Annotated in this window: 22 protein-coding genes and 1 tRNA gene; 18 read left to right on the top strand and 5 right to left on the bottom strand. The window is 69.3% G+C overall.

The genetic code is table 11. The annotated features are described in order from the left end of the window. The first annotated feature begins 70 nt into the window (after positions 1 to 70). From AC07TY_RS09900 to AC07TY_RS09860, 9 genes are all read left to right on the top strand, one after another. A complete protein-coding gene (locus AC07TY_RS09900) occupies positions 71 to 805 on the top strand; it encodes a MazG nucleotide pyrophosphohydrolase domain-containing protein (protein WP_494785202.1) in 735 nt (244 codons plus the stop codon). Positions 806 to 1009: 204 nt separating this feature from the next. Then, positions 1010 to 1606 carry a TetR/AcrR family transcriptional regulator gene (locus tag AC07TY_RS09895; protein WP_494785201.1) on the top strand — a complete coding sequence of 199 codons (597 nt, stop codon included), beginning with the start codon at positions 1010 to 1012 and terminating at the stop codon, positions 1604 to 1606. 265 nt (positions 1607 to 1871) lie between these two features. Further along, positions 1872 to 3098, top strand: coding sequence for a histidine--tRNA ligase (hisS, locus tag AC07TY_RS09890; protein ID WP_494785200.1), 1227 nt, complete (start codon positions 1872 to 1874; stop codon positions 3096 to 3098). Positions 3099 to 3232: 134 nt separating this feature from the next. Further along, positions 3233 to 4513 (top strand): phosphopyruvate hydratase, encoded by a 1281-nt coding sequence (eno, locus tag AC07TY_RS09885; RefSeq protein ID WP_488625689.1) that lies wholly within the window; start codon positions 3233 to 3235, stop codon positions 4511 to 4513. 151 nt (positions 4514 to 4664) lie between these two features. Beyond that, positions 4665 to 5213 (top strand): FtsB family cell division protein, encoded by a 549-nt coding sequence (locus tag AC07TY_RS09880; protein WP_488625690.1) that lies wholly within the window; start codon positions 4665 to 4667, stop codon positions 5211 to 5213. Positions 5214 to 5233: 20 nt separating this feature from the next. Continuing rightward, the gene (locus tag AC07TY_RS09875; protein WP_494785199.1) at positions 5234 to 5752 is read left to right on the top strand and encodes a DUF501 domain-containing protein; all 519 of its coding nucleotides are present in this window, start codon (positions 5234 to 5236) and stop codon (positions 5750 to 5752) included. A 4-nt stretch (positions 5753 to 5756) separates the two neighbouring features. Further along, positions 5757 to 7004: a S8 family peptidase gene (locus AC07TY_RS09870; protein ID WP_494785198.1), complete on the top strand. Its 1248-nt coding sequence runs from the start codon at positions 5757 to 5759 to the stop codon at positions 7002 to 7004. A 39-nt stretch (positions 7005 to 7043) separates the two neighbouring features. Next, positions 7044 to 8528 (top strand): NAD(P)/FAD-dependent oxidoreductase, encoded by a 1485-nt coding sequence (locus AC07TY_RS09865; RefSeq protein ID WP_123506264.1) that lies wholly within the window; start codon positions 7044 to 7046, stop codon positions 8526 to 8528. Positions 8529 to 8746: 218 nt separating this feature from the next. Further along, positions 8747 to 8820: transfer RNA gene (locus tag AC07TY_RS09860), tRNA-Leu, on the top strand. 14 nt (positions 8821 to 8834) lie between these two features. Here the strand turns inward: AC07TY_RS09860 and AC07TY_RS09855 are convergent. Beyond that, a complete protein-coding gene (locus tag AC07TY_RS09855) occupies positions 8835 to 11090 on the bottom strand; it encodes a hypothetical protein (protein ID WP_494785197.1) in 2256 nt (751 codons plus the stop codon). A gap of 184 nt (positions 11091 to 11274) precedes the next feature. Between AC07TY_RS09855 and AC07TY_RS09850 the strand changes: the two genes are divergently transcribed. Beyond that, positions 11275 to 11856, top strand: coding sequence for a LemA family protein (locus AC07TY_RS09850; RefSeq protein ID WP_199738261.1), 582 nt, complete (start codon positions 11275 to 11277; stop codon positions 11854 to 11856). Between the two features lie 19 nt (positions 11857 to 11875). Continuing rightward, positions 11876 to 12781 (top strand): M48 family metallopeptidase, encoded by a 906-nt coding sequence (locus tag AC07TY_RS09845; protein WP_123506262.1) that lies wholly within the window; start codon positions 11876 to 11878, stop codon positions 12779 to 12781. Between the two features lie 142 nt (positions 12782 to 12923). Here AC07TY_RS09845 and AC07TY_RS09840 read toward each other — a convergent pair whose 3' ends face one another. Further along, positions 12924 to 14138: a winged helix-turn-helix domain-containing protein gene (locus AC07TY_RS09840; protein ID WP_494785196.1), complete on the bottom strand. Its 1215-nt coding sequence runs from the start codon at positions 14136 to 14138 to the stop codon at positions 12924 to 12926. Positions 14139 to 14210: 72 nt separating this feature from the next. On the opposite strand from AC07TY_RS09840, the gene ilvA reads away from it, so the two are divergent. Next, positions 14211 to 15452 carry a threonine ammonia-lyase gene (gene ilvA, locus AC07TY_RS09835; RefSeq protein WP_123506260.1) on the top strand — a complete coding sequence of 414 codons (1242 nt, stop codon included), beginning with the start codon at positions 14211 to 14213 and terminating at the stop codon, positions 15450 to 15452. 62 nt (positions 15453 to 15514) lie between these two features. On the opposite strand, the gene greA is transcribed toward ilvA, so the two are convergent. After that, positions 15515 to 16006: a transcription elongation factor GreA gene (gene greA, locus AC07TY_RS09830; RefSeq protein ID WP_233579994.1), complete on the bottom strand. Its 492-nt coding sequence runs from the start codon at positions 16004 to 16006 to the stop codon at positions 15515 to 15517. 101 nt (positions 16007 to 16107) lie between these two features. Next, a complete protein-coding gene (locus AC07TY_RS09825; RefSeq protein WP_494785195.1) occupies positions 16108 to 16548 on the bottom strand; it encodes a DUF4307 domain-containing protein in 441 nt (146 codons plus the stop codon). A gap of 49 nt (positions 16549 to 16597) precedes the next feature. Between AC07TY_RS09825 and mca the strand changes: the two genes are divergently transcribed. Then, the gene (gene mca / locus AC07TY_RS09820) at positions 16598 to 17482 is read left to right on the top strand and encodes a mycothiol conjugate amidase Mca (protein ID WP_494785194.1); all 885 of its coding nucleotides are present in this window, start codon (positions 16598 to 16600) and stop codon (positions 17480 to 17482) included. Continuing rightward, positions 17479 to 17763 (top strand): hypothetical protein, encoded by a 285-nt coding sequence (locus tag AC07TY_RS09815; RefSeq protein WP_199738259.1) that lies wholly within the window; start codon positions 17479 to 17481, stop codon positions 17761 to 17763. The genes mca and AC07TY_RS09815 overlap by 4 nt, the downstream gene beginning before the upstream one ends. A gap of 66 nt (positions 17764 to 17829) precedes the next feature. On the opposite strand, the gene trhA is transcribed toward AC07TY_RS09815, so the two are convergent. Continuing rightward, entirely contained in the window at positions 17830 to 18477 is a 648-nt protein-coding gene (gene trhA / locus AC07TY_RS09810; protein ID WP_123506258.1) for a PAQR family membrane homeostasis protein TrhA, read from the bottom strand. Positions 18478 to 18726: 249 nt separating this feature from the next. Here trhA and AC07TY_RS09805 point away from each other — a divergent pair, with 249 nt between their 5' ends. The 4 genes from AC07TY_RS09805 to AC07TY_RS09790 are packed head-to-tail and all read left to right on the top strand — an operon-like array spanning position 18727 to position 21279. After that, positions 18727 to 19500 (top strand): hypothetical protein, encoded by a 774-nt coding sequence (locus AC07TY_RS09805; RefSeq protein ID WP_494785193.1) that lies wholly within the window; start codon positions 18727 to 18729, stop codon positions 19498 to 19500. Beyond that, the gene (locus tag AC07TY_RS09800) at positions 19497 to 19913 is read left to right on the top strand and encodes a peptidase inhibitor family I36 protein (protein WP_158614218.1); all 417 of its coding nucleotides are present in this window, start codon (positions 19497 to 19499) and stop codon (positions 19911 to 19913) included. The genes AC07TY_RS09805 and AC07TY_RS09800 overlap by 4 nt, the downstream gene beginning before the upstream one ends. Positions 19914 to 19960: 47 nt before the next feature. Next, a complete protein-coding gene (locus tag AC07TY_RS09795) occupies positions 19961 to 20407 on the top strand; it encodes a peptidase inhibitor family I36 protein (RefSeq protein ID WP_494785192.1) in 447 nt (148 codons plus the stop codon). Continuing rightward, positions 20404 to 21279: a hypothetical protein gene (locus AC07TY_RS09790; protein WP_494785191.1), complete on the top strand. Its 876-nt coding sequence runs from the start codon at positions 20404 to 20406 to the stop codon at positions 21277 to 21279. Before AC07TY_RS09795 ends, AC07TY_RS09790 begins: the two co-directional genes overlap by 4 nt. The last annotated feature ends 13 nt before the right edge of the window (positions 21280 to 21292 follow it).

The following is a 21292-nucleotide window of genomic DNA, read 5'->3' as shown; positions in this document are numbered from 1 at the left end:
ACCAGACTTCCCGACTCACCGAGGAGCATTCTATCGTGAGACCACCGACATCGGCTGGGACAGGAGACACGTGACGGACCACGACGCGGGCACGGCCATCGAGGCTCTTCAGCACACGGTCGACGATCTGCTCGACCCGCCCGGCTGCGAGTGGAACCGCGCCCAGACCCACGCCTCGCTCGTGACCTACCTGCTCGAGGAGTCCTACGAGCTGGTCGAGGCCATCGAGGCGGGCTCGGCTGACGATCTCCGCGAGGAGCTCGGCGACGTGCTGTACCAGGTGGTGCTCCACGCCGGTATCGCCCAGCGCGCGGGGGAGGGCTTCGGCCTGGCCGACGTCGTCGACGACGTCGACGCGAAGATCCGCAGGAGGCACCCGCACGTGTTCGGCGCGGACACAGCCGCCGACGTCGACGACATCGTCCGGCTCTGGTCGGCGGCGAAGGCCGTCGAGAAGGCGGGGCGCGAGAGCGCGTTCGACGGGGTCCCTCTCGGGCTCCCGGCGCTGTCGCGCGTTCAGAAGATCGCGGGTCGTGCGGGCGAGGCAGGGGGCGCAGGAACTCGACGCGGCACCTTTGCCGCCGACACCGAGCTCGACTGGGGACGCCACCTGCTCGCCGAGGTCGACGAGGCATCGGCTCGCGGCTGGGATGCGGAACGGGCTTTGCGCGAGGCTCTGCGTGAGCGCGAGCAGGCGCTGCGTGCCCGAGAAACGTCGCTCCGCACCCGAGAAAAGTCGCTGCGCACCCGAGAAGAGTCGCTGCGCGGAGAAGAAGAGTGGCGGGGCGCCCCACAACCCGAATAGAGGGGACCCCGCCCGGATCAGTGATCAGCCGACCCGATCGCGCTTGTTCAGCGCGACGTGCTCACTCTACACCAGACTGAAATGTCATCTGAACATTCTCGGTATTTCACCAGGTCGTTTTCGTGTGCGACTGCTCTGTTATCGTGATTCAGCTTGCTCGGGGGCGCAGGGTCTCCGGAGGCGGGCAATCGTGAAGGACGGCTCGTGCCCCGGAAACCCGACCCCACTCGCAAGCCGGAGCTCCTGGGGCGGATCCTCGAGCATCTCGCCGGCCGCACGCTCGCGACCGTGTCGTTCCGGACGCTGGCCGAGGCCCTCGGTGTCAGCACGTACGTCTTCGTCTACCACTTCGGCAACCGAGCGCAGCTCGTCGACGAGATCGTGCGCGCGATCGTCGCCCGCCAGGACGCCCTCCTGGCCGTCGACCCGGTCGACCTCGACGAGCCTGCGTGGCTCGAGTTCATCGAGACGGCCTGGGCCGAGGTATCGACGCCGTACAACCTGCAGCTGATGCGCCTCGAGTACGAGGCGGCGATGCTGGAGATGATCGACGGCGATGCCGGCGGGATCGCGCGCTCGGCCGTGTCGCGGTGGCAGGCCTTCACCAAGGAATGGTGCATCGCGCGCGGCCTCGACGTTGACGTCGCCGACGTGGAGTCGCGGCTGTTCACCGACACGATCTACGGGCTGCAGTACGACGCTCTGGCGACGGGCGACACCGAGCGGGTCACGGCGGCGTTCCGCCTCCACGTGCGCGCGTTCGCGGCACGAGTGCGGGCGACGGCAGCCGCGGCCGTCTGACCTGTCAGTCGTGAGATGAACGGTGCCCCGCGCTCTAGCGCGGGGCACCGCCAGCCTGGCCGGGATCGTCGCCGCAGGGAAGGGACGAGCCGCCAGGCAGACGAGCGCGCAACCCGATTCGCGCTCGTCGGTCTCGGGGAGCAGCAGTCACGAGGAAGGGGTGACTCGTGTCTCCTGCTCTGCCATGCGGGCGACACCCAGCGTACATGAAATTTCACATGGAGACAAGTCACGGCTTCCTCCGCCCATCTGGGAGGATTGACGCATGCCCTCTCCCGTGAACCCGCCCCGCGGAATGCGCGACTTCCTCCCGGCCGACAAGCGACGGCGCGATCTCGTGCTCGGGACCATCCGCGAGACCTATCGCTCGTACGGCTTCGACGAGATCGAGACGCCCGTCGTCGAGGAGAGCTCGCGGCTGCATGCCGGGCTCGGCGGAGACAACGAGAAGCTCGCCTTCGCGATCATGAAGCGCGGCCTGAGCACCGAGACGCTCCAGAGCGCCGAGACGGCGCTCGAGCTCGCCGATCTCGGCCTCCGCTTCGACCTCACCGTGCCGCTCGCCCGGTTCTACGCCACCCACCGCGCGACGCTTCCGACCGTCTTCCGCGCCATCCAGATCGCCCCGGTGTGGCGCGCAGAGCGTCCGCAGAAGGGTCGCTACCGCCAGTTCGTGCAGTGCGACATCGACATCATCGGCGAAGCCGGCCCGATGGCCGAGATCGAGCTGATCAGCGCGACTGCCGAGGTGCTCGGGCGCCTCGGCCTCGTCGGCACCACCATCCGGATCAACGACCGGCGCATCCTCCTCGGGCTGCTGTCGCACTGGAAGGTGCCGACGGAGCGATTCGACACCGCGCTGGTGATCATCGACAAGCTCGACAAGATCGGGATCGACGGCGTCGTCGGCGAGCTGGCCGAGATCGGAGTCCCGACCGACGACCTCGCGGCGCAGCTGGCGGAGCTGGCGGGGGCCACCTGGGAGTCCTCGGTGGGTGCTCGGTGGCTCGACGCCGAGGCCTTCGGCGACCTGCTGTCGCTGCGCGAGGCGCTTCCGGACGCCCGGCTCGAGTTCGACCCGACGCTGGTGCGCGGCATGGGCTACTACACGGGCACCATCTTCGAGGTGGCCCACCCCGACTTCGGCTACTCGCTCGGCGGCGGCGGGCGCTACGACGGGATGATCGGGCGGTTCCTCGGCGCCGACGTGCCGGCGGCCGGCTTCTCGCTCGGCTTCGAGCGGCTCGTCGACCTCGTCGAGCTGCCCGGCGGCTCGGCCGAGGGCTCCGTCATCCTCTACGACGCCACAGTCCCACCCGCCGAGCTGGTGCGCCTCCAGCACGAGCTCGCCGCCGACGGCACCCGGGTGCGCCTCGACAGGCGCGCGAAGAACCTCAAGAACCAGCTCGCCGGCCTGGCCGAGCTCGGCTACACGCGCTTCGCCACCCCCGCCGATGCGGCAGCGCCCTTGGAGTGGAAGCCGCTCAGCTAGACGGGGCGGCTACAGCCGAGCGGGGCCTGTGGAGAACGTCTCCTCCCCGATGAGGCCGGTGGGTAGGATTGGGGCCGGGTCAGCGCCGGTGACGCTCGCGGCCCTCGTAGTCAGTCAACCGAAGGAGTAATTCCGTGGCAGCAATCGACGCCGTAGGCGCCCGCGAAATCCTCGACTCGCGGGGCAACCCCACGGTCGAGGTCGAAGTCCTGCTCGACGACGGCGTGGTCGCCCGCGCCGCAGTGCCGTCCGGCGCATCGACCGGTGCCTTCGAGGCGTACGAGCTCCGCGACGGAGACAAGGCCCGTTACCAGGGCAAAGGCGTGCTCAAGGCCGTCGCCGCCGTCATCGACGAGATCGGCCCTGAGATCGAGGGCCTCGACGCCACCGACCAGCGCGTCATCGACGGCGCTATGATCGCCCTCGACGGCACCGACAACAAGGCCCGCCTCGGCGCCAACGCCATCCTCGGGGTCTCGCTCGCCGTCGCCCGTGCCGCAGCCGACTCGGCCGACCTGCCGCTGTTCCGCTACATCGGCGGCCCGAACGCGCACACGCTGCCCGTGCCGATGATGAACGTCATCAACGGCGGCTCGCACGCCGACAGCAACGTCGACATCCAGGAGTTCATGATCCTGCCGATCGGCGCCTCGACGTTCTCCGAGGCGCTCCGCTGGGGCACCGAGACCTACCACGTGCTCAAGGGCCTGCTCAAGTCTCAGGGCCTCTCGACCGGCCTGGGCGACGAGGGCGGCTTCGCGCCCAACCTCTCGAGCAACCGCGCCGCGCTCGACCTCCTCGTCGAGGCGATCACGACCGCCGGCTTCACCCCCGGCAAAGACATTGCGCTCGGCCTCGACGTCGCCTCCAGCGAGTTCTTCAAGGACGGCTCGTACACCTTCGAGGGCTCCGCGAAGTCGGCCGAGCAGATGTCGTCGTACTACGAGGAGCTCGTGGCCTCGTACCCCCTCGTCACCATCGAAGACCCCCTCGACGAAGACGACTGGGAGGGCTGGGCTCACCTCACGTCCGTCATCGGCTCGAAGACCCAGATCGTGGGCGACGACCTGTTCGTCACGAACCCGACGCGCCTCGCCAAGGGCATCGAGAACGGCGCCGCCAACGCGCTGCTCGTCAAGGTCAACCAGATCGGCACGCTGACCGAGACCCTCGACGCCGTCGCGCTCGCTCAGCGCTCCGGCTACAAGACGGTCATGTCGCACCGATCGGGCGAGACCGAAGACACCACGATCTCCGACCTCGCGGTCGCGACCGACGGCGGCCAGATCAAGACCGGCGCCCCGGCTCGCTCCGAGCGCGTCGCGAAGTACAACCAGCTGCTCCGCATCGAGGAGGAGCTCGGCGAGGCCGCGATCTACGCCGGCGCGTCGGCGTTCCCGCGCTTCACGGCGTAGTCACGAGCACCGGCAGGCCCGCCCCGCGCACGTCGCGGGGCGGGCCTTCGCCGTGTCGGCGGCGGGGTGGCACTTCCTGCGCCCAGAGCACTCTCAGCGACCCACCGCCGCAGCGGCTCGAGAAGCCGGAACGGTCGCCTAGGGTCGGAGCATGGCCGAGACACCCCGCACCCGCAGTGCGTCCGACAGGCGGGCACCCGTCAAGCGCGTCCCCGTCAGCCTGCCCGCGATGGAGAGCGCCGCCGGCGGGTGGCTCCGCGGCATGCGGTTCTCCGGCTTCAGTCTGCTCATGCTCGTGATAATCGTGCTCTTCATCGTCATCCTGGCCCCGAGCCTGCGCACGCTCATCCAGCAGCAGCAGCAGATCACGCAGCTGCAGGGGCAGGTCGACGAGCAGAAGCAGAACGTGGACGACCTCAAAGACGACGTCGCGCGCTGGAACGACCCGGCCTACATCGAGGCGCAGGCCCGCGACCGCCTGCTCTACGTCTACCCGGGCGAGTACAGCTACCTGGTGATGGACGACTCGAAGTCGAGCGGCACGACGTCGACCACGTCGACGGGCACGAAGATCACCAGAGACATCCAGACCCCGACGGTCGACTGGGTGAGCGCGATGCAGGCGTCGATCCTCGATGCGGGGCTGACCGACGAGCCGGCGACGAAGCTGGTCGCCCCCGACATCAGCGGCAAGAAGTAGCGTTTAGGCTTGGTGGCGAAATGACCACGCCTCCCTTCGCCGCCGTCACCGAGCGCGACATCCAGATCGTGTCCGCCCAGCTCGGCCGCCCCGCGCGCAACGTGATCGGCATCGCAGCGCGGTGCGTCTGCGGCAACCCCACGGTGGTCTCGACGAAGCCGCGCCTCGCCGACGGGACGCCGTTCCCCACCCTGTACTACCTGTGCCACCCGGGCGCGACCGCCGCCATCTCGACCCTCGAGGCGAACGGCGTCATGGCCGAGTTCACCGACCAGATGGCATCGAGCCCCGAGCTCAAGCAGCAGTATGCCGCGGCGCACGAGGCCTACCTCGCCGACCGCGAGAGCATCGAGCACGTCGACGAGATCGCGCACGTGACCGCCGGCGGCATGCCCGAGCGCATCAAGTGCCTGCACGCGCTGGCCGGCCACTCCCTCGCAGCCGGCCCTGGCGTCAACCCGTTCGGCGACCTCGCCCTCGAGCGCGCGACCTGGAGCCCTGACGTCTGCACCTGCGACGACTACCTCCTCGAGAGCTGATCGGATGCGCCGGGGGAGCGCCATCGCGGCGTTCGTCGCCGCAGTCGCCCTTGCCCTCCTGCTGCCGGCCTCGGCGGCGTCGGCCGACTCGATCCGCGACCGCGAGTACTGGCTGAGCGACTACGGCATCGAGCAGGCGTGGGCGACGACCCGCGGCGAGGGGGTGAAGATCGCCGTCATCGACTCGGGCGTCGACGGCAGCGTCCGAGAGCTGCAGGGCGCCGTCGCGGGCGGCACCGACTTCTCGGGGTCGGGCGGAGCGAACGGCCAGACCCCGATCGGCGACGACTCCGCGCACGGCACGCTCGTCGCCTCCCTTCTCGTCGGGAGGGGCACGGGCGCAGGAACCGGCGTGATCGGCGTCGCACCCGACGCCCAGGTGCTCAGCATCTCCGTCGGGTTCGGCGCCCAGGCCACGGACGCCGACGACCAGATCGCCAAGGCGGTGCGGTGGGCCGTCGACCACGGCGCCAAGGTCATCAACATGTCGTTGACGCGCAACACGCTGGACTGGCCGCAGAGCTGGGACTCCGCGTTCCTCTACGCGATGAAGAAGAACGTCGTCGTCGTGGCTGCCGCAGGCAACCGGGGGAGCGGCACGGACGAGGTCGGGGCGCCGGCGACCATGCCCGGCGTGCTCGCCGTGGCCGGTGTCGACCAGTCGCAGAACGCCTCGTTCGACGCGTCGAGCCAGGGCATCACCATCGGCGTGGCCGCACCGAGCGAAGGCCTCGTCGGCGTCGGCCCCGGTGGGCAGTACCTACTCTGGTCGGGAACCAGCGGTGCGGCCCCGCTCGTCTCGGGCATCGCCGCTCTCGTGATCGCGGCGCACCCCGGCATCAGCGCGGATGACGTGATCCAGCGCATCGTCTCGACGGCGACGCCGAAAGGCAGCCCGTCGCCCGGGCCGATCTACGGGCACGGACTGGTGAACGCCGAGGCGGCTGTCACGCGCGACGTCGCCCACGCCACCGAGAACCCTCTCGGCAGCCTGACCGACTGGGTGCGGCTGCACCGTCGGGCCGAGGCCGCGCCCATACCGACCTCGTCGCCCGAGCCCTCGGCTCCTGTGACGGCGACGCCGACGACAGCTGTCGCCAATAGGGACGGAAACGCTGGGTTCCCCCCGTCAACCCAGGAGCTGCGCTCCACTGCCATCCCGCTGGCGGTTTACGCTGGTCTCGGTGTCAGTGTGATCGCCGTCGTCATCGGGGCCGTTCGGCATTTCAAACGCTTACGCAACAGGCACTAGCCTGTTTCTCGTCCACACCTACCAAGGAGTCAATCCCTCGTGCCCAAAATCCTGATCGTCGGCGGCGGCTACGCCGGTTTCTACACCGCCTGGAAGCTCGAGAAGTGGCTGCGCAAGGGCGAGGCGGATGTCACGGTCGTCGACCCCCTGCCGTACATGACCTACCAGCCCTTCCTCCCCGAGGTCGCCGCCGGCTCGATCGAGCCCCGCCACGCCATCGTGTCGCTGCGCCGTCACCTCACGCGCACCAACGTCGTCACCGCGAAGGTGACCAAGGTCGACCACGCCTCCAAGACCGCCACCATCACCCCCGAGGTCGGCGACGCCTGGGAGATGGAGTACGACCAGATCGTCATGACGGCCGGCGCAGTGTCGCGCACCTTCCCGATCCCGGGTGTCGCTGACGAGGCCATCGGACTCAAGACGATCGAAGAGGCCGAGGCGATCCGCGACAAGCTCCTCACCAACTTCCAGAAGGCGGCGAACCTCGACGCCGGCCCCGAGCGCGACCGCCTGCTCACGACCGTGGTCGTCGGCGGAGGCTTCGCCGGCATCGAGGTCTTCGCCGAGCTCCGCAGCTTCGCGACCGACCTCCTCAAGAACTACCCGAACCTGACCATCGACGACACGCACTTCCACCTCGTCGAGGCGATGGGCCGGATCATGCCCGAGGTCGCCCTCGAGACCAGCCACTGGGTGTTGAAGAACCTCGCCGAGCGCCAGGCGATCGTGCACCTCGACACGCAGCTCCAGTCCGCCGTCGGCGGCAAGGTCGAGCTCTCCACCGGCGAGTCATTCGAGTCCGACCTCATCATCTGGACCGCGGGCGTCATGGCGAACCCCGTCGTCCGCAGCACCGACTTCCCGCTCGAGGCCCGTGGCCGCATCACCGTGCAGCCCGACCTCCGCATCGTCACCGAAGACGGCACCGTCGTCCCCGACGCGTGGGCCTGCGGCGATGTCGCAGCGACCCCCGATCTCACCGGCGCCGGCGTCGGCGGCTTCTGCGTGCCCAACGCGCAGCACGCCGTCCGCATGGGCAAGCAGCTCGCTAAGAACATCACCGCGGTGCTCCGCGGCGAGAACACGAAGGACTACCGCCACGACAACCTCGGCGCCGTCGCGGGCCTGGGTCTCGGCATCGGCGTCTTCCAGAGCGGCAAGTTCGCGCTCAAGGGCTTCCCGGCCTGGGCCGCGCACCGCGGCTACCACGGCATGGCGATGCCGTCGTTCGAGCGCAAGATTCGCGTCGTCACCGGCTGGGCCAACAACATGATCCTCGGCCGCGACATCGCCTCGCTCGACAACGTGACCAGGCCGCGTGCGGCCTTCGAGGAGTTCGCGTCGCGCCCGAAGCCGGCCGCCCCGGCCGAGGCCTCTGCTCCGGCGCCCGAGATCGGTGCGCCGAAGGACGCCCCTGGTCCCGCGTACGCGACGCCGGCCGACTCGTCCACCGAGGCTGCGCCCGTGAAGAAGGCTCCGGCCCGCAAGGCCGCCGCCAAGAAGGCTCCGGTCGCCGAGTAGCTGTCAGCTCCCGGAACGCCCCGCGTCGACATCGGTCGGGCGGGGCGTTCCTGCGTGCGATACATCCCCCGGCCGCTCGCACCACGATCGGGACTCCGCACCACGGCTTCGCGTGGTGCCGAGTCCCGATCGTGGGTCGAAGCGCGGCCGGGGTGGTGTCGAGTCCGGATCGTGGTGCGGCGGCGGGAGGCCGGGCGTCCCCTACGCTGGAAGCCCGCGCCCCCGTAGCCCAATTGGCAGAGGCAGGCGACTTAAAATCGCTTCAGTCAGGGTTCGAACCCCTGCGGGGGCACCGCGAGCGCGAGGTCAGACGTAGTCGTCGGTCGCCGGCTCGACGAACCGCACCCACGCCCACGCGCCGAGGGCGACCACGGCGAACGCTATCGCGGCGACGACCAGCGGGCCGATGGGGAAGGCCTCGGCAGGGCCCCCGGCGTAGACGACCGCGGCGGCGGCCACCCCGACGATCGCGAGCCCGACGAGGGTCGGCTTCGACCACGAGTAGAGCGCGCGGCCGGGCAGCCTGCCGACGGGCACGAGCAGCACGATGAGCGACCCGAGGCCCGCCAGGCACACGGTGGCCAGCGTCTCGCGGGTGATCTCGACGGCGAAGACGGCGTTGCCCGCGGGAACGAGGCCGTGGGCGACCCAGGCGACGAGCGAGACGAGGGCGAGGCTGCCGAGCTGCGCGGTGGCGACGATTCCGCCGCGCCGCACGTCGCCGATCTCATCGAGGTCGCGCCCGGCGGTGTCGACCAGGCCGGCCGCGAGGAGCACGCCCAGCACCATCGGCGGGTCGAGGTCGAGGATACGCGTCGCGAGGCAGGCGAGGGCCGCGGCCAGCAGCAGGCGGGGCGACAGGGTGAGACGCAGGCGCAGGCCCAGTCGGCGCCCGGCGATCCACGTCGGCAGGACGATGCCGAGCCCGTTGATGAGGCCGAGTCCGATGACGATGGCCACGGCGAGGCGGACGTAGCGGACCTGGTCGTCGACCCCGGCGGCGAGGGCGACGAGGAGAGCGCCCGCCGCCAGGGCGGTGGCCACGGCGGCGGCCGGAGAGAGCGCAGGCTGCGCGGAGTCGTCGCGGCGGGAGCGGTTGCGGCCGGTGAGGTGCCGGGCCCGCATCGCGAGGCGGCCGCCGAGCGCCGACGCGGCGAGCCTCATCGGAGCGAGCACCAGGGCGACGAAGACCAGCCCGAGAAGGAGCGCCCACGCCCACGCGGAGCCGCCCACGCTCTCCGAGAGGGTCGGCAGACTGCGGCCGAAGCCCGTCGAGGCCGTCCAGGAGGAGGCCTCGGACAGGGCGGAGCCCGGTGCGGCGGCCGAGCCGTGAGTTCCTGCGCCGCCGTCACCGGGGACAGCCCCGCCGGAGCCCGGGCCTCCTGCGCTGCCGGAGCCGACGCCGGTCGACCCGCCGCCGCCGGGCGTGCTCGGTGAGGCGGTCGAAGAGGAGCCGGGGTCGCTCGGCGTCTGGCCGCTGCCGGGTGCCTGCCCCGGCGTGTTCGTCGAGGGGGCCGACGGCGTCGACGACGGGGTGGCCTTGGCGAAGTCGACCTTCACGGCAGCGCTCGGTGCGCCGTAGTTGCCGGCGGCGTCGCGCTGCGCGGCCTGGACGCTTCGCGTACCGGAGGGAAGCAGGAGCCCGGCCGAGGTGCAGCTCCAGTAGCCGTTCTTCACGACCGCGGTGCAGACCGGGTTGCTGTCGACGTAGGTGGTGACGGTCGCGCCGTTCTGGCCGTTGCCGTCGAACGTGAGGGGCTGCGTCGAGACCGTCGAGCCGGCGGCGGGGTGCAGGAGCCGCGGGGCGGGCGGGGCCTCGCGGTCGATCGACACGGAGAGCGGCGACGACGCGCTCGACACGGGCACCTTCGGCACGGCCGTCGACGACTGGACGCCGGTGACCGAGTACGTGCCCGTCGGGACGGTCGAGGCGGGCAGCACGCTCGACCATGAGCCGTCGGAGGCGACGGTCGTCCTGACCTCGGTGCTGTAGCCGCCCTCGACGAGGGTCAGCGTCACGGTCGCGCCGGCGAACGCCGTGCCCTGCAGCCGGGCGCCCACCGAGACACCGGCCGACGTCGAGACGGCGGGGGCCGCCAGGATCGAGAACGGCTCGGAGATGACGTCGGCGAACTGCGTGTTCGTGAGGTCGCGGAGGGTCAAACGCTGATCGGCACCGCTCGAGACGGTCACCGAGCAGTACCAGGAGCCGTCGCTCGCCGCTGTGGTCGTGCACAGCGACGAGGCGGGGTGCGTCGGGTCGAGGATGCGGAGGCTCGCTCCTGGGGTCGCGGTGCCGGTCGCGCGCGTCGTCGATGACGGAGCGTCGGCGACCGTGATCGTGGGCGTGACCGGGGAGAGCGTGGGAGCCGCCGAGCCACCCGGGTTCGGGCCGGCGGCCGGCTCGGCGATGGCCGGGAACTGGCCGAGCACGAGTGCCCCGACGAGGCCGGCGAGAGCTGCGAGGCCGAGGAGGCCGACCACTCGGGCACGGCGACGACGCGGACCGGCGAGGGCCGCGGAGCATCGGGAGCTGGGGGTCGTGTCGGTGAGCACTGTCACCCAGTAAGCCAAGGAGCGGGGTACAAGTCAATCCACCCCAGGGCTGAACCGCGAAAAGTTTCACCAATCGTTAGATTCCGCGGTCTGCCACTTCGTGAGTTGGCTCCGAGAATGCCCAGGCCACATGAAGGCCGCACCCCGCCCGTTTATAGTGAATGCCGAATCAACAAGGAGCAACTCGAGCATGGATTCCGCCCTCATCGGCATTCTCATCGCGGTAGGCATCGTCGTCCTGCTGCTCGTCATCGTCGGCATCTACTTCTGGGCGACCTACAACTCGATGGTCACGCTGAAGGTGCGTGTCGACGAGGCGTGGAGCGACATCACGGTGCAGCTGAAGCGCCGAGGCGACCTGATCCCCAACATCATCAGCACGGTCAAGGGATACGCGTCGCACGAGTCGGGCGTGTTCGAAAGCGTCACCAAAGCCCGCGCCGAGACTCTGAGTGCTTCGTCGCCCGCCGAGGCCGCTGTCGCCGAGGGCCACCTGCAGAAGTCGCTCAAGAGCATCTTCGCCGTCGCCGAGAACTACCCCCAGCTGCAGGCGAGCCAGAACTTCCTCCAGCTTCAGTCGGAGCTCGTCGACACCGAAGACAAGATCCAGGGAGCTCGCCGCTTCTACAACGGCGGGGTCCGCGAGTTCAACACGAAGACGACCGTCTTCCCGAACACTCTCGTGGCGAAGCGACTCGGCTTCACGAACCGCGATTTCTTCGAGGTCTCCGAGCCGTCGGCGATCGCCGAGCCCCCGCGCGTCCAGTTCTGACGCGAGGCTGAGACGCCCCATGTACAACGCCGTCGCGCGGAACAAGCGCAACACCGTCTTCATCATCCTGATCTTCCTGGTCATCATCGGTGGTCTCGGCTTCGCCGCCAGCGCCATCTGGAGCAACCCCTCCATCGGCTTCACGGTGCTCGTCGTGGCCGCCCTCTACGCCCTCGTGCAGTATTTCTTCGCCTCGCGCCAGGCCATCGCGATGAGCCACGGCATCCGCATCGACGCGACGACAGAGCCTCGCCTGTATCGAACCGTCGAGAACCTCTCGATCACGATGGGCATGACGATGCCCGAGGTGTACGTCGTGCAAGACCCCGCACCCAACGCCTTCGCCACCGGGCGCGACCCGCAGCACGCCGTCGTCGCCGCCACGACCGGCCTGCTCGAGATCATGGACGACGCTGAGCTCGAGGGCGTCATGGCGCACGAGATGGGCCACGTCAAAAACTACGACATCCGGGTGTCGACGATCGTCTTCGGGCTGGTGGTGGCCGTCGGCTTCCTCGCCGACGTCCTCGTGCGGATGTCGTTTTTCGGCGCCATGTTCGGCGGGAGCAACAACGACCGGCGCGAGGGCGGGGGCGGAAGCAACCCCGTCATGATCATCCTCGGCCTCGCGGGCATGATCGTCGCGCCCCTGGCGGCCGCCGGCGTCCAGGCCGCCGTCTCGCGCCAGCGCGAGTACCTCGCCGACGCCACCGGAGCCCTGACGACCCGCTACCCCGAGGGCCTGGCCCGGGCGCTCGAGAAGCTCGGCGCCTACGGGCGGCCGATGCTGACGCAGAACTCGTCGATGGCCCACCTGTGGATCAGCGACCCGGCCCGACCGGGCCTGATGTCGCGCATCTTCTCGACGCACCCGCCGATCGAGCAGCGCGTCGAGCGGCTGCGGTCGAGCGCAGGCACCTTCTAGCCGCGAATTCGACGGGCACCCGCCGATTCGGCGCATTCCCGTCGAACAGACGGCGGGTTCCTGCCGATCCGGCGGGCCTGGCACGGCCGGTGCGACGCGCAGAACCAGGGCGCAGGAACTGCCCAGCCCCGCCGTACCGACGTCAGGCGGCCCGCAGCGCGGCCGCCACTGCCGGCGCCAGGTCGCCGCGCCCCGTCACCTCGACGTCGCCGAGCCCCTGCCACGCCGCCGTGCGCCGAAGGAGCGCCGCGAGCCGCTCCACGTCGACCGCCTGCCCGGCCTCGTGCCACGCGGCCTGGACGCGGAGGATGCCCGCCTGCCGGTCGGACTTCAGATCGATGCGGCCGACCAGAGCCTCGTCTTGGAGGATGGGCAGCACGTAGTAGCCGAAGATGCGCTTCGGCTGCGGCGTGTAGATCTCGATCCGGTAGTGGAATCCGAACATCCGCTCGGCGCGGGCGCGCTCCCACACGATCGGGTCGAACGGCGACAGCAGCGCGTCGGAGGCGATTCGACGGGGGAGTCGCGCACCGGTGTGCAGGAACGCCTTGCGCTTCCAGCCGGGCACCTCGACCTCCTGGACGATGCCGGCGTCTTCGAGCTCGCGGAGCGCGGGGATGACGTCGACGGCCTTGAGCCGGTAGTAGTCGGCGAGGTCGGACGCCGTGCCGATGCCGTGGGCGGCCGCGGCGCGAGCTACGAGCTCGCGGTGGGCGTCGGCCCGCGACACCTCCCGCGACGCGATCTCGGCGGGCAGGACCTGCTCGGGCAGGCCGTACACGCGCTCGAATCGACTGCGACCGGCGCTCACGACCTCGCCGGTGCGAAACAGCACCTCGAGGCCGCGCTTCACGTCGCTCCAGCCCCACCAGGGGCCGCGGCGGACGTTCGAACCCTCCTGCCCCATGAAGTCAGCCTCGATGGCACTCGCCGGCAGCGGCCCCGTCGAGCGCAGCTCGTCGAGCAGCCAGTCGAGCATCGGACGGTTCGTGCGCGAGAAGGACGTCTCGTCGGCCTCCCATTTCGCCCGGTAGTCGTGCATCCGCCAGCGCCAGAGGGGCCAGGACTCGGTCGGCAGGAAAGCCGCCTCATGCGCCCAGTACTCGACGTAGCGGCCGCCGCGTGCGAAGGTCAGCCGGTCGAGCAGGGACCGGTCGTAGGCGCCCAGCCGGGCGTACAGCGGGAGGTAGTGGCTGCGCTCGAACACGTTGACGGAGTCGATCTGGACGATGCCCAGGCGGTCGATGGCCAGGTTGAGCTGACGCGTCCCCACTGCGGCCGCCGGGGTCTGGCCGAACCCCTGCGCGGCGAGGGCGATGCGACGGGCGAGGGCGGGGGAGACGACGGACTTCGACACGCCCCGAGACTAGGGGGAACCAGTGACATCGGGCGCGAGTTCCTGCACCCCTTCGAGCCGTACACTCTTCCCATGCCTGACGTCATCCTTGCCGGACCCACGCTCGCGGACTTCCATGCGGCGCGGGAACGCGTCTCGCAGGTGGCACACGTGACGCCCATGGAGAGCTCGTCGTTCTTGAGCGCCGTTCTCGGCACGCCTGTCTACCTTAAGTGCGAGAACCTGCAGCGCACGGGGTCGTACAAGATCCGCGGCGCGTACAACCGCCTCTCGCAGCTGAGCGCCGACGAGAAGGCCAACGGCGTCGTCGCCGCGTCGGCCGGCAACCACGCTCAGGGCGTCGCTCTCGCGGCCCGCGAGCTGGGCATCACGGCCACCATCTTCATGCCCGTGGGCGTCGCCCTGCCGAAGCTGCAGGCCACGCGCGACTACGGCGCCGACGTCGTGCTGAGCGGACACTCGGTCGAAGACGCCCTCCGCGCCGCGCGGGACTTCTCGGAGCAGACCGGCGCCGTCTTCATCCCGCCGTACGACCACGCCGACGTCATCGCCGGCCAGGGCACGCTCGGCCTCGAGATCCTCGACCAGGTGCCCGACGTCGAGACGATCATCATGGCGATCGGCGGCGGCGGCCTCATCTCGGGCGTCGCGAGCGCCATCACGCAGACGCGGCGCGAGACCGGCGGAAGCATCCGAATCATCGGCGTCCAGGCGGCCAACTCGGCGCCCTACGCCGTGTCGATGAAGCTGGGAGAGCGCACCGGCGTCGTGCCGACCCCCACCATCGCCGACGGCATCGCCGTCGCCAAGCCCGGCGAGCTCAACTGGCAGATCGTGCGCGAGGTGGTCGACGAGGTCGTCACCGTCGGCGACGACGACACGGCCAAGGCGATCCTGGTGCTGCTCGAGCGCGCCAAGCAGGTCGTCGAGCCCGCGGGTGCCGTCGGCGTCGCCGCTGTGCTGACGGAGCAGGTGCAGGCGCTGGGCAAGACGGTGATCGTGCTCTCGGGCGGCAACATCGACCCGCTCATGATGGAGCGCGTCATCAGCCGGGGCCTCGCGGCCTCCGATCGCTACCTGCACTTCCGGGTGATGCTGCCGGATCGTCCCGGCCAGCTCACCCGTGTCTCGGAACTGATCTCCGAGGCCAACGCGAACGTCGTCGAGGTGCTGCACACCCGCCACGGCCGCGGCCTCCAGATCAGCGAGGTCGAGCTCGAGCTCAGCGTCGAGACGCGCGGGCCGGATCACGCTGAGCAGGTGCTCGCCCGGCTCGCCGACGCGGGCTTCACGCCGGTGCGCGTCGACTCGTAACCCGCGCTGACGCGAGAGGGGCCCGGGTTCGCGAACCCGGGCCCCTCTCGCGTCAGCGCGGCTCAGCCGTCGTAGGGCTCGACGCTGCTGATCGACACCGCGATGTCTTTGCCGTTGGGCGCCGTGTAGCTGGTGCTCTCGCCCGACTTCTTGCCGGTGATCGCCTCACCCAGCGGGCTGGTCGGGCTGTACACGGTGAGGTCGCTGCCGGGCGCGATGATCTCGCGGCTGCCCAGCACGAACGTCGACTCGTCGCCGGCGATCGTGGCGGTGATCAGCATGCCGGGGCCGACGATGCCGGTGTCGGCCGCACCCTCCGAGATGGTGGCGGTCTTCAGCAGGTTGGTCAGCGTGCGGATGCGCGCTTCGAGCTTGGCCTGCTCGTCTTTCGCGGCGTGGTAGCCGCCGTTCTCTTTCAGGTCGCCCTCTTCGCGCGCGGCGGAGATGCGGCCGACGATCTCGTCGCGACCCGAGGTGCTCAGGGTCTCGAGCTCGGCGACCAGGCGGTCGTGGGCCTCCTGCGAGAGCCAGGTGGTCGATTCGGCGTTGCTCATCGGTACTCCCATGAAACGGTTGCCGTGGCGTGCAAGTCTGCAGGCCAGGCCTAAAAAACGAGACCGGCCGTGTGGCCGGTCTCGAGGTCCATCAGACGAGCTTATGGCAGCCAGCACTTGTCGATCAAGCCCGTGACACCGCGGTTCATCGTGTTCAGGTCGGTCGTGTAGGTGTTCGACTGGCTGGTCGAGGCGGGGAAGTGGACGACCTTCCAGCCCACCACGTCGAAGCCGGAGTTGAGTACCTGGATGGCGCAGTCGACCCTCGTACCCGGCGCGACGCTGACTTCGGAGCGAACGGTCGCCGAGTGGGCGTCGTGGATGACGTAGCCGGCATCGTCGGTCTCGATCGAGGCGCTGGTGCCGTCGAACGCGGCGAAGATCACCCAGGCACCGAAGACGACGACGAACGCGCCACCGACGATCGCGGCGATCCAGCGACGACGCAGTCGGAAGGCGCGTGTGCGCCCGTAGCGTCGGTCGAGAGCGGAATCGGCGGGTCGCGAGTCGTGCTCACTCGTAGTCGAGGGGGTGGGGGCCACCGTGGAACTCCGTCCGATTATCCTTGGGAGAAGGTTAGCAACGCTGGCCGTGATCAAGATCCGAGGTAACCCCGTGCCCTTGCGCCTGCTGGCAGTCCACGCCCATCCCGACGACGAGTCGAGCAAGGGTGCCGCCACGTACGCCCACTACCGCAAGCGGGGCGCCGAGGTTCTCGTCGTCAGCTGCACCGGCGGGGAGCAGGGCTCGATCCTGAACGAGCACCTCGAGGCGAAGGCCCACGCCGAGCGCGACATCGCAGGCCTCCGCGTGTACGAGATGGCTCGAGCGCAGGAGGTCATGGGCGTCGAGCACGTCTGGCTCGGCTACGCCGACTCCGGGCTGCCCGGAGAGGGCGAGCCGCTGGCGCCGAACTCGTTCGCCACGATCCCCGTCGAGATCTCGGCCGAGCCCCTGGTGCGCATCATCCGCCGCTTCCAGCCGCACGTCATCGTCACCTACGACGAGAACGGCGGCTACCCGCACCCCGACCACATCCGCACGCACGAGGTCTCGGTCGCCGCCTACGAGGCCGCCGGCGATCCGGCGAGGTACCCCGACGCCGGGCCCGCCTGGCAGGCGTCGAAGCTCTACTACGACCGCATCATGAACTCCACCAAGATGCGCGCGATCTACGACGTCATCAAAGACGAGACGCCCGACTCCGAGGTGCTGAAGCAGATGGACGAGATGTTCGAGCGCTGGGGCGAGCGGCCCGACCTGTCGACGACGCACGTGAACGTCGCGGACTCGTTCGCGGAGCGCGACGCCGCCCTGATCGCCCACGCCAGCCAGGTCGACCCGACCGGATTCTTCTTCTTGCACTCGCGCGATCTCCAGGCCCGCACCTGGCCGACCGAGGACTTCCAGCTCGTCGACTCCAAGGTCGAGTCGACGCTGCCCGAGACCGACCTGTTCGCAGGGATCGCCGAATGATGCTCGCAGCCGTGATCACGACCGTCCTGGCCGAGACGGGCGTCCCGTCTCCCAGTGGGCAGGCCGTGCCCGACAGCCTCGTCACACCCGGCTGGATCGGCTTCCTGGCCATCTTCGGGATCGGGCTGGCCACCGTCTTCCTGATCATCGACATGACCCGACGGGTGCGCCGCACGCGGTACCGCGGAGAGGTGCGCGAGCAGATCGAGCGGGAGCGCGACGAGGCCGCACGCGCGGCGGCGGGACTCGACGACGAGCTGCGCGGGGGCGACGTCAAGTAGGTGGCGGGGTCGCGGTTCCTGCGCCCCTGATTCCTCGCATCGGGCACTGCCCGCTCACGGCGCGGTTCAGATCGCGACGAGAAGCACGGCGGTCCAGTGGCACAGGAACGCCGCCACCGTGAGCGCATGGAACAGCTCGTGGAATCCGAAGACGCCGGGCACGAGGTTGGGACGCTTCGTGCCGTAGCAGACGGCTCCGATGATGTAGAGGAGCCCGCCGGTCAGCACCAGGATCATGGACGCCGGGTTGTTCGCCACCATCTCGCGGACGAAGAGAAGCGCGCCGACTCCGAGGAGCACGTAGAGGGGCGTGTAGAGCCAGCGGGGAGCGCTGGTCCAGAAGACGCGGAAGGCGATGCCGGCCAGGGCGCCGCTCCAGACGATCCAGAGGAGCGTCGTCGCCTGCGGACGGTCGAGGCTCAGCACGGCGATCGGCGTGTAGGTGCCGGCGATGAGCAGGAAGATGTTCGAGTGGTCGAGTCGCTTGAGCAGCAGCTTGGCCTTGGGCTTCCAGTTGAAGCGGTGGTACGTCGCCGAGATGCCGAAGAGCAGGAGCGACGTGCCGAAGTAGATCGCAGTGCTGGCCTTGGCGGGAGCGCCGTTGGCGAGGCACACCAGCAGCACGCCGAGAGCGATGGCCACGGGGAAGGTGGCGGCGTGGATCCAGCCACGCCAGGTGGGCTTGACCTCGAGGGCGGAGGGGATGACCGTCATGGGCCGAGCGTAGGGCGCGCGGCTGGCCGTTCGCCTTGCTCTGCCAGCTGAGGCATTGTCTCATTTGCATGTGAGATTTCGGATTCTCTAGTGTGGACCTACCTCGCCGACGAGGCTGTCTAGGAGATCGATATGTCTGTTCGCGTTGCCGCCGCCTCTGCCGCCGCCCTCGCCCTCATGGGTGGCGCGATCGCAGTGGTGGCCAGCGCCCCGGATGCGTCGTCGGCACGCGCTTCTGCGGCTGCCGGGATGGACGTCGACAGCTGGCGCCTTCCGCTCGACCGGTACGTCGACGACTCGGCGGCGGACGAGCGCTACGCGGAGGCGTTGCTCGTCGCACGGTGCCTGAGATCGAAGGGGATCGATCGGCCGGTGCCTTCCCGGCCGCCGACCACGGCGGAGGCCAGAACGACGAGCGCGGCCGGGCTGACGCCTTTCTCCGAGGAGATCGCGGCTCGTTTCGGCTACCACCAGGCGCCGAGGTCCGATGAGTCTCCGAGTCGCGAGACCGCCCGAGACGCTGTCTCCGCGGCATGTCTGGACGAGGCTCGCACCGTTCTCGTCACCGATCATCCGGAGATCCCCCTGGCGCAGGCACTCGTAGCGGAGGCGCGCGACGCGACTTCCGCCTCGGCCGCCGTGAGGGAGGCATCCGACCGGTGGGCCATGTGCATGTCCCCGCACGGGGTGAGCGACCTCGGAACACGTCCTGTCGACATGCCCAGCGATTCCGTCTCCGAGCGCTTCGGCCTGGCGGGCCATGCCGACCGAGGCAGTGCTCCCTCCGCCGCCGAGGTCGAGTTGGCGGTCGCGGACGCCACGTGCCGGGTCACGAGCGGGTACCGGGACGCGTACTACGCAGGGGAGTGGAGCCAGCAGGAGTCGCTCCTGCTCGCGAACGCCGACGAGCTCGAGCGCTCTCGGGTCGAGATCGAAGAGAAGAAGACGCGGATCGCACGGGTCATAGACCGGCTCGCGCCATCCCGCACCACCGCTACCGAGGCTCCAGGAGGCCGCAGATGAACACAGTCCGAATCGCAATCGCCGTGGCGGCTGCTGCCGCCGCAGTCGTTCTCGTCGCCGGACCAGCAGTGGCGGCGCCTTCGGCAGCCCCGGCGAGCTGCGGGAAGGGCTACGCGTGCGTGTTCCGAGACCACAGCTACGGCGGCACGCAGGTCGCGTTCGAGTACGGGATCCCCGACCTCAGGAAGGTTCTCGTGGCCGGGCCCGGCAGCGCGAACGCCGACAACACGACGTCGTCGGCGTACAACAACGGCCGCACGCACACCGCGCAGTTCTGGGCCGACAAGAACTACAACGGGCCGTCGTTCCGCCTGCTGCCGGGCTACGGCGACAGCAACCTCAACAACTCGACCGGCACCGTCCCGGTCAACTTCAACGACCGGGTGAGCTCGGCGCAGTTCGTGCTGGGGTAGCGGATCTCGCTGCCTATCTATCCTCCTCCCCCCCCAAAGGAACCTCAATGAAACGTCCACTGCTCGCTGTGGCTGCAATCGTCGCTCTGGTCAACGGCCCAATCGCGGTAAGTGAATCAGCTCGCGCCTCGACTGCGTCGGACTCCCTGGAAGCCCGGGCCGTGTCGCCGGCTCCTGCGTCGTGCAAGAAGGGGTCCGCCTGCATCTGGCGCGACAAGAACTACGGCGGAGATCGGATCTCGTTCACGCACCGAATCGACAGCTATGCGGCGATTCTCATTGGCGACGTCGGCTACCGGCACGCCAACGACATCGCGTCGTCCCTTTACAACAACGGTCAGTACAACAGGGCGAAATTCTGGCAGCACAAAGACTTCACAGGTCCTTCGATCCTGCTCGAGCGGCAGAACGGCGACAAGAATCTCGCCGATGCCAATGGCACTGTAAAGAAGGTTTTCAACGACCGGATCAGCTCGAGCATGTTCGTCCAATGAGACGACGTCTGGCCGGGGTGGCAGCGATCGTCATTGCGACCGGGGTGCTCAACGGCTGCGCCTCCGGGTCTGGCGGCAGATCTCTCGAGCACCCGGAGAAGAACCAGGCCCGTTACCTCATGCCGACCGACGCGTATGCCGACAGCGAGTCCGACAACACGATGTATGCCGAGAATGTGTTCATCTCGAAGTGCTTCGCAGAGAAGGGGCTCGAGTACCCTGTCGAGCACCGCACGCTTCGCGAGGACGGCAATGCCAGTTGGAACACCGTGACGAGGCTCCTATTCGACGAGAGCACAGCGCGGCAGTTCGGCTATCACCAGCAGGTCGGCGCGGGCGGGATGACTCCCGAGGAGATCCGGCGGGGTTTCGAGGGGCCGGAGCTGACGCCAGAAGGAGAGCGCCTTTTCTCGAAGTGCCTGGGTGACGCGCGAGAGGAGCTGGGCACCGAACAGCAGATCGAGCAGTACGCGACGGAGCTCGCCGTCGACGCGTACGACGCGACACTCGTCGACCCCGAGGTGAAGGCGGTGACGGCGCGGTGGCGCGAGTGCATGAAGCCGCTCGGGATCAGCGGCCTGGACGCGTCGCCGTCGGGCCCACCGAGTGATGAGTTGAACGCGAGGTTCGGGTTGTCCGGCGACATCCTGCCGACCGAGGACGCCTCGGCCGAAGAGATCCGCATCGCGGTGTTCGACGCACGATGCCAGGAGTCGAGCGGCTACGCGAAGACGATCTACGACACGGAGTGGGCCTTTCAGCAGGAGCTCGTGGAGAAGAACGCCGACAAGCTCCTCCGCGTGAAGGCGCAGATCGATGCGAAGAACGCACGCGTCCACGAGTACATCGCCGAGCATGCGCCCTCGAAGTAGACGCCTCGCGCGG

This window comes from Frondihabitans sp. GW821-FHT04F02 (assembly GCF_059420045.1).
This window is presented reverse-complemented; position numbering and strand designations above follow the sequence as displayed.

Excerpts from the sequence above, each read along its gene's own strand:
- hisS (WP_494785200.1), top strand. The coding sequence starts at position 1,872 with ATGCCCTCTCCCGTGAACCCGCCCCGCGGAATGCGCGACTTCCTCCCG.
- AC07TY_RS09880 (WP_488625690.1), top strand. The coding sequence starts at position 4,665 with ATGGCCGAGACACCCCGCACCCGCAGTGCGTCCGACAGGCGGGCACCC.
- AC07TY_RS09875 (WP_494785199.1), top strand. The coding sequence starts at position 5,234 with ATGACCACGCCTCCCTTCGCCGCCGTCACCGAGCGCGACATCCAGATC.
- AC07TY_RS09870 (WP_494785198.1), top strand. The coding sequence starts at position 5,757 with ATGCGCCGGGGGAGCGCCATCGCGGCGTTCGTCGCCGCAGTCGCCCTT.
- AC07TY_RS09850 (WP_199738261.1), top strand. The coding sequence starts at position 11,275 with ATGGATTCCGCCCTCATCGGCATTCTCATCGCGGTAGGCATCGTCGTC.
- AC07TY_RS09845 (WP_123506262.1), top strand. The coding sequence starts at position 11,876 with ATGTACAACGCCGTCGCGCGGAACAAGCGCAACACCGTCTTCATCATC.
- ilvA (WP_123506260.1), top strand. The coding sequence starts at position 14,211 with ATGCCTGACGTCATCCTTGCCGGACCCACGCTCGCGGACTTCCATGCG.
- greA (WP_233579994.1), bottom strand. The coding sequence starts at position 16,006 with ATGAGCAACGCCGAATCGACCACCTGGCTCTCGCAGGAGGCCCACGAC.
- AC07TY_RS09815 (WP_199738259.1), top strand. The coding sequence starts at position 17,479 with ATGATGCTCGCAGCCGTGATCACGACCGTCCTGGCCGAGACGGGCGTC.
- trhA (WP_123506258.1), bottom strand. The coding sequence starts at position 18,477 with ATGACGGTCATCCCCTCCGCCCTCGAGGTCAAGCCCACCTGGCGTGGC.
- AC07TY_RS09805 (WP_494785193.1), top strand. The coding sequence starts at position 18,727 with ATGGACGTCGACAGCTGGCGCCTTCCGCTCGACCGGTACGTCGACGAC.
- AC07TY_RS09800 (WP_158614218.1), top strand. The coding sequence starts at position 19,497 with ATGAACACAGTCCGAATCGCAATCGCCGTGGCGGCTGCTGCCGCCGCA.
- AC07TY_RS09795 (WP_494785192.1), top strand. The coding sequence starts at position 19,961 with ATGAAACGTCCACTGCTCGCTGTGGCTGCAATCGTCGCTCTGGTCAAC.
- AC07TY_RS09790 (WP_494785191.1), top strand. The coding sequence starts at position 20,404 with ATGAGACGACGTCTGGCCGGGGTGGCAGCGATCGTCATTGCGACCGGG.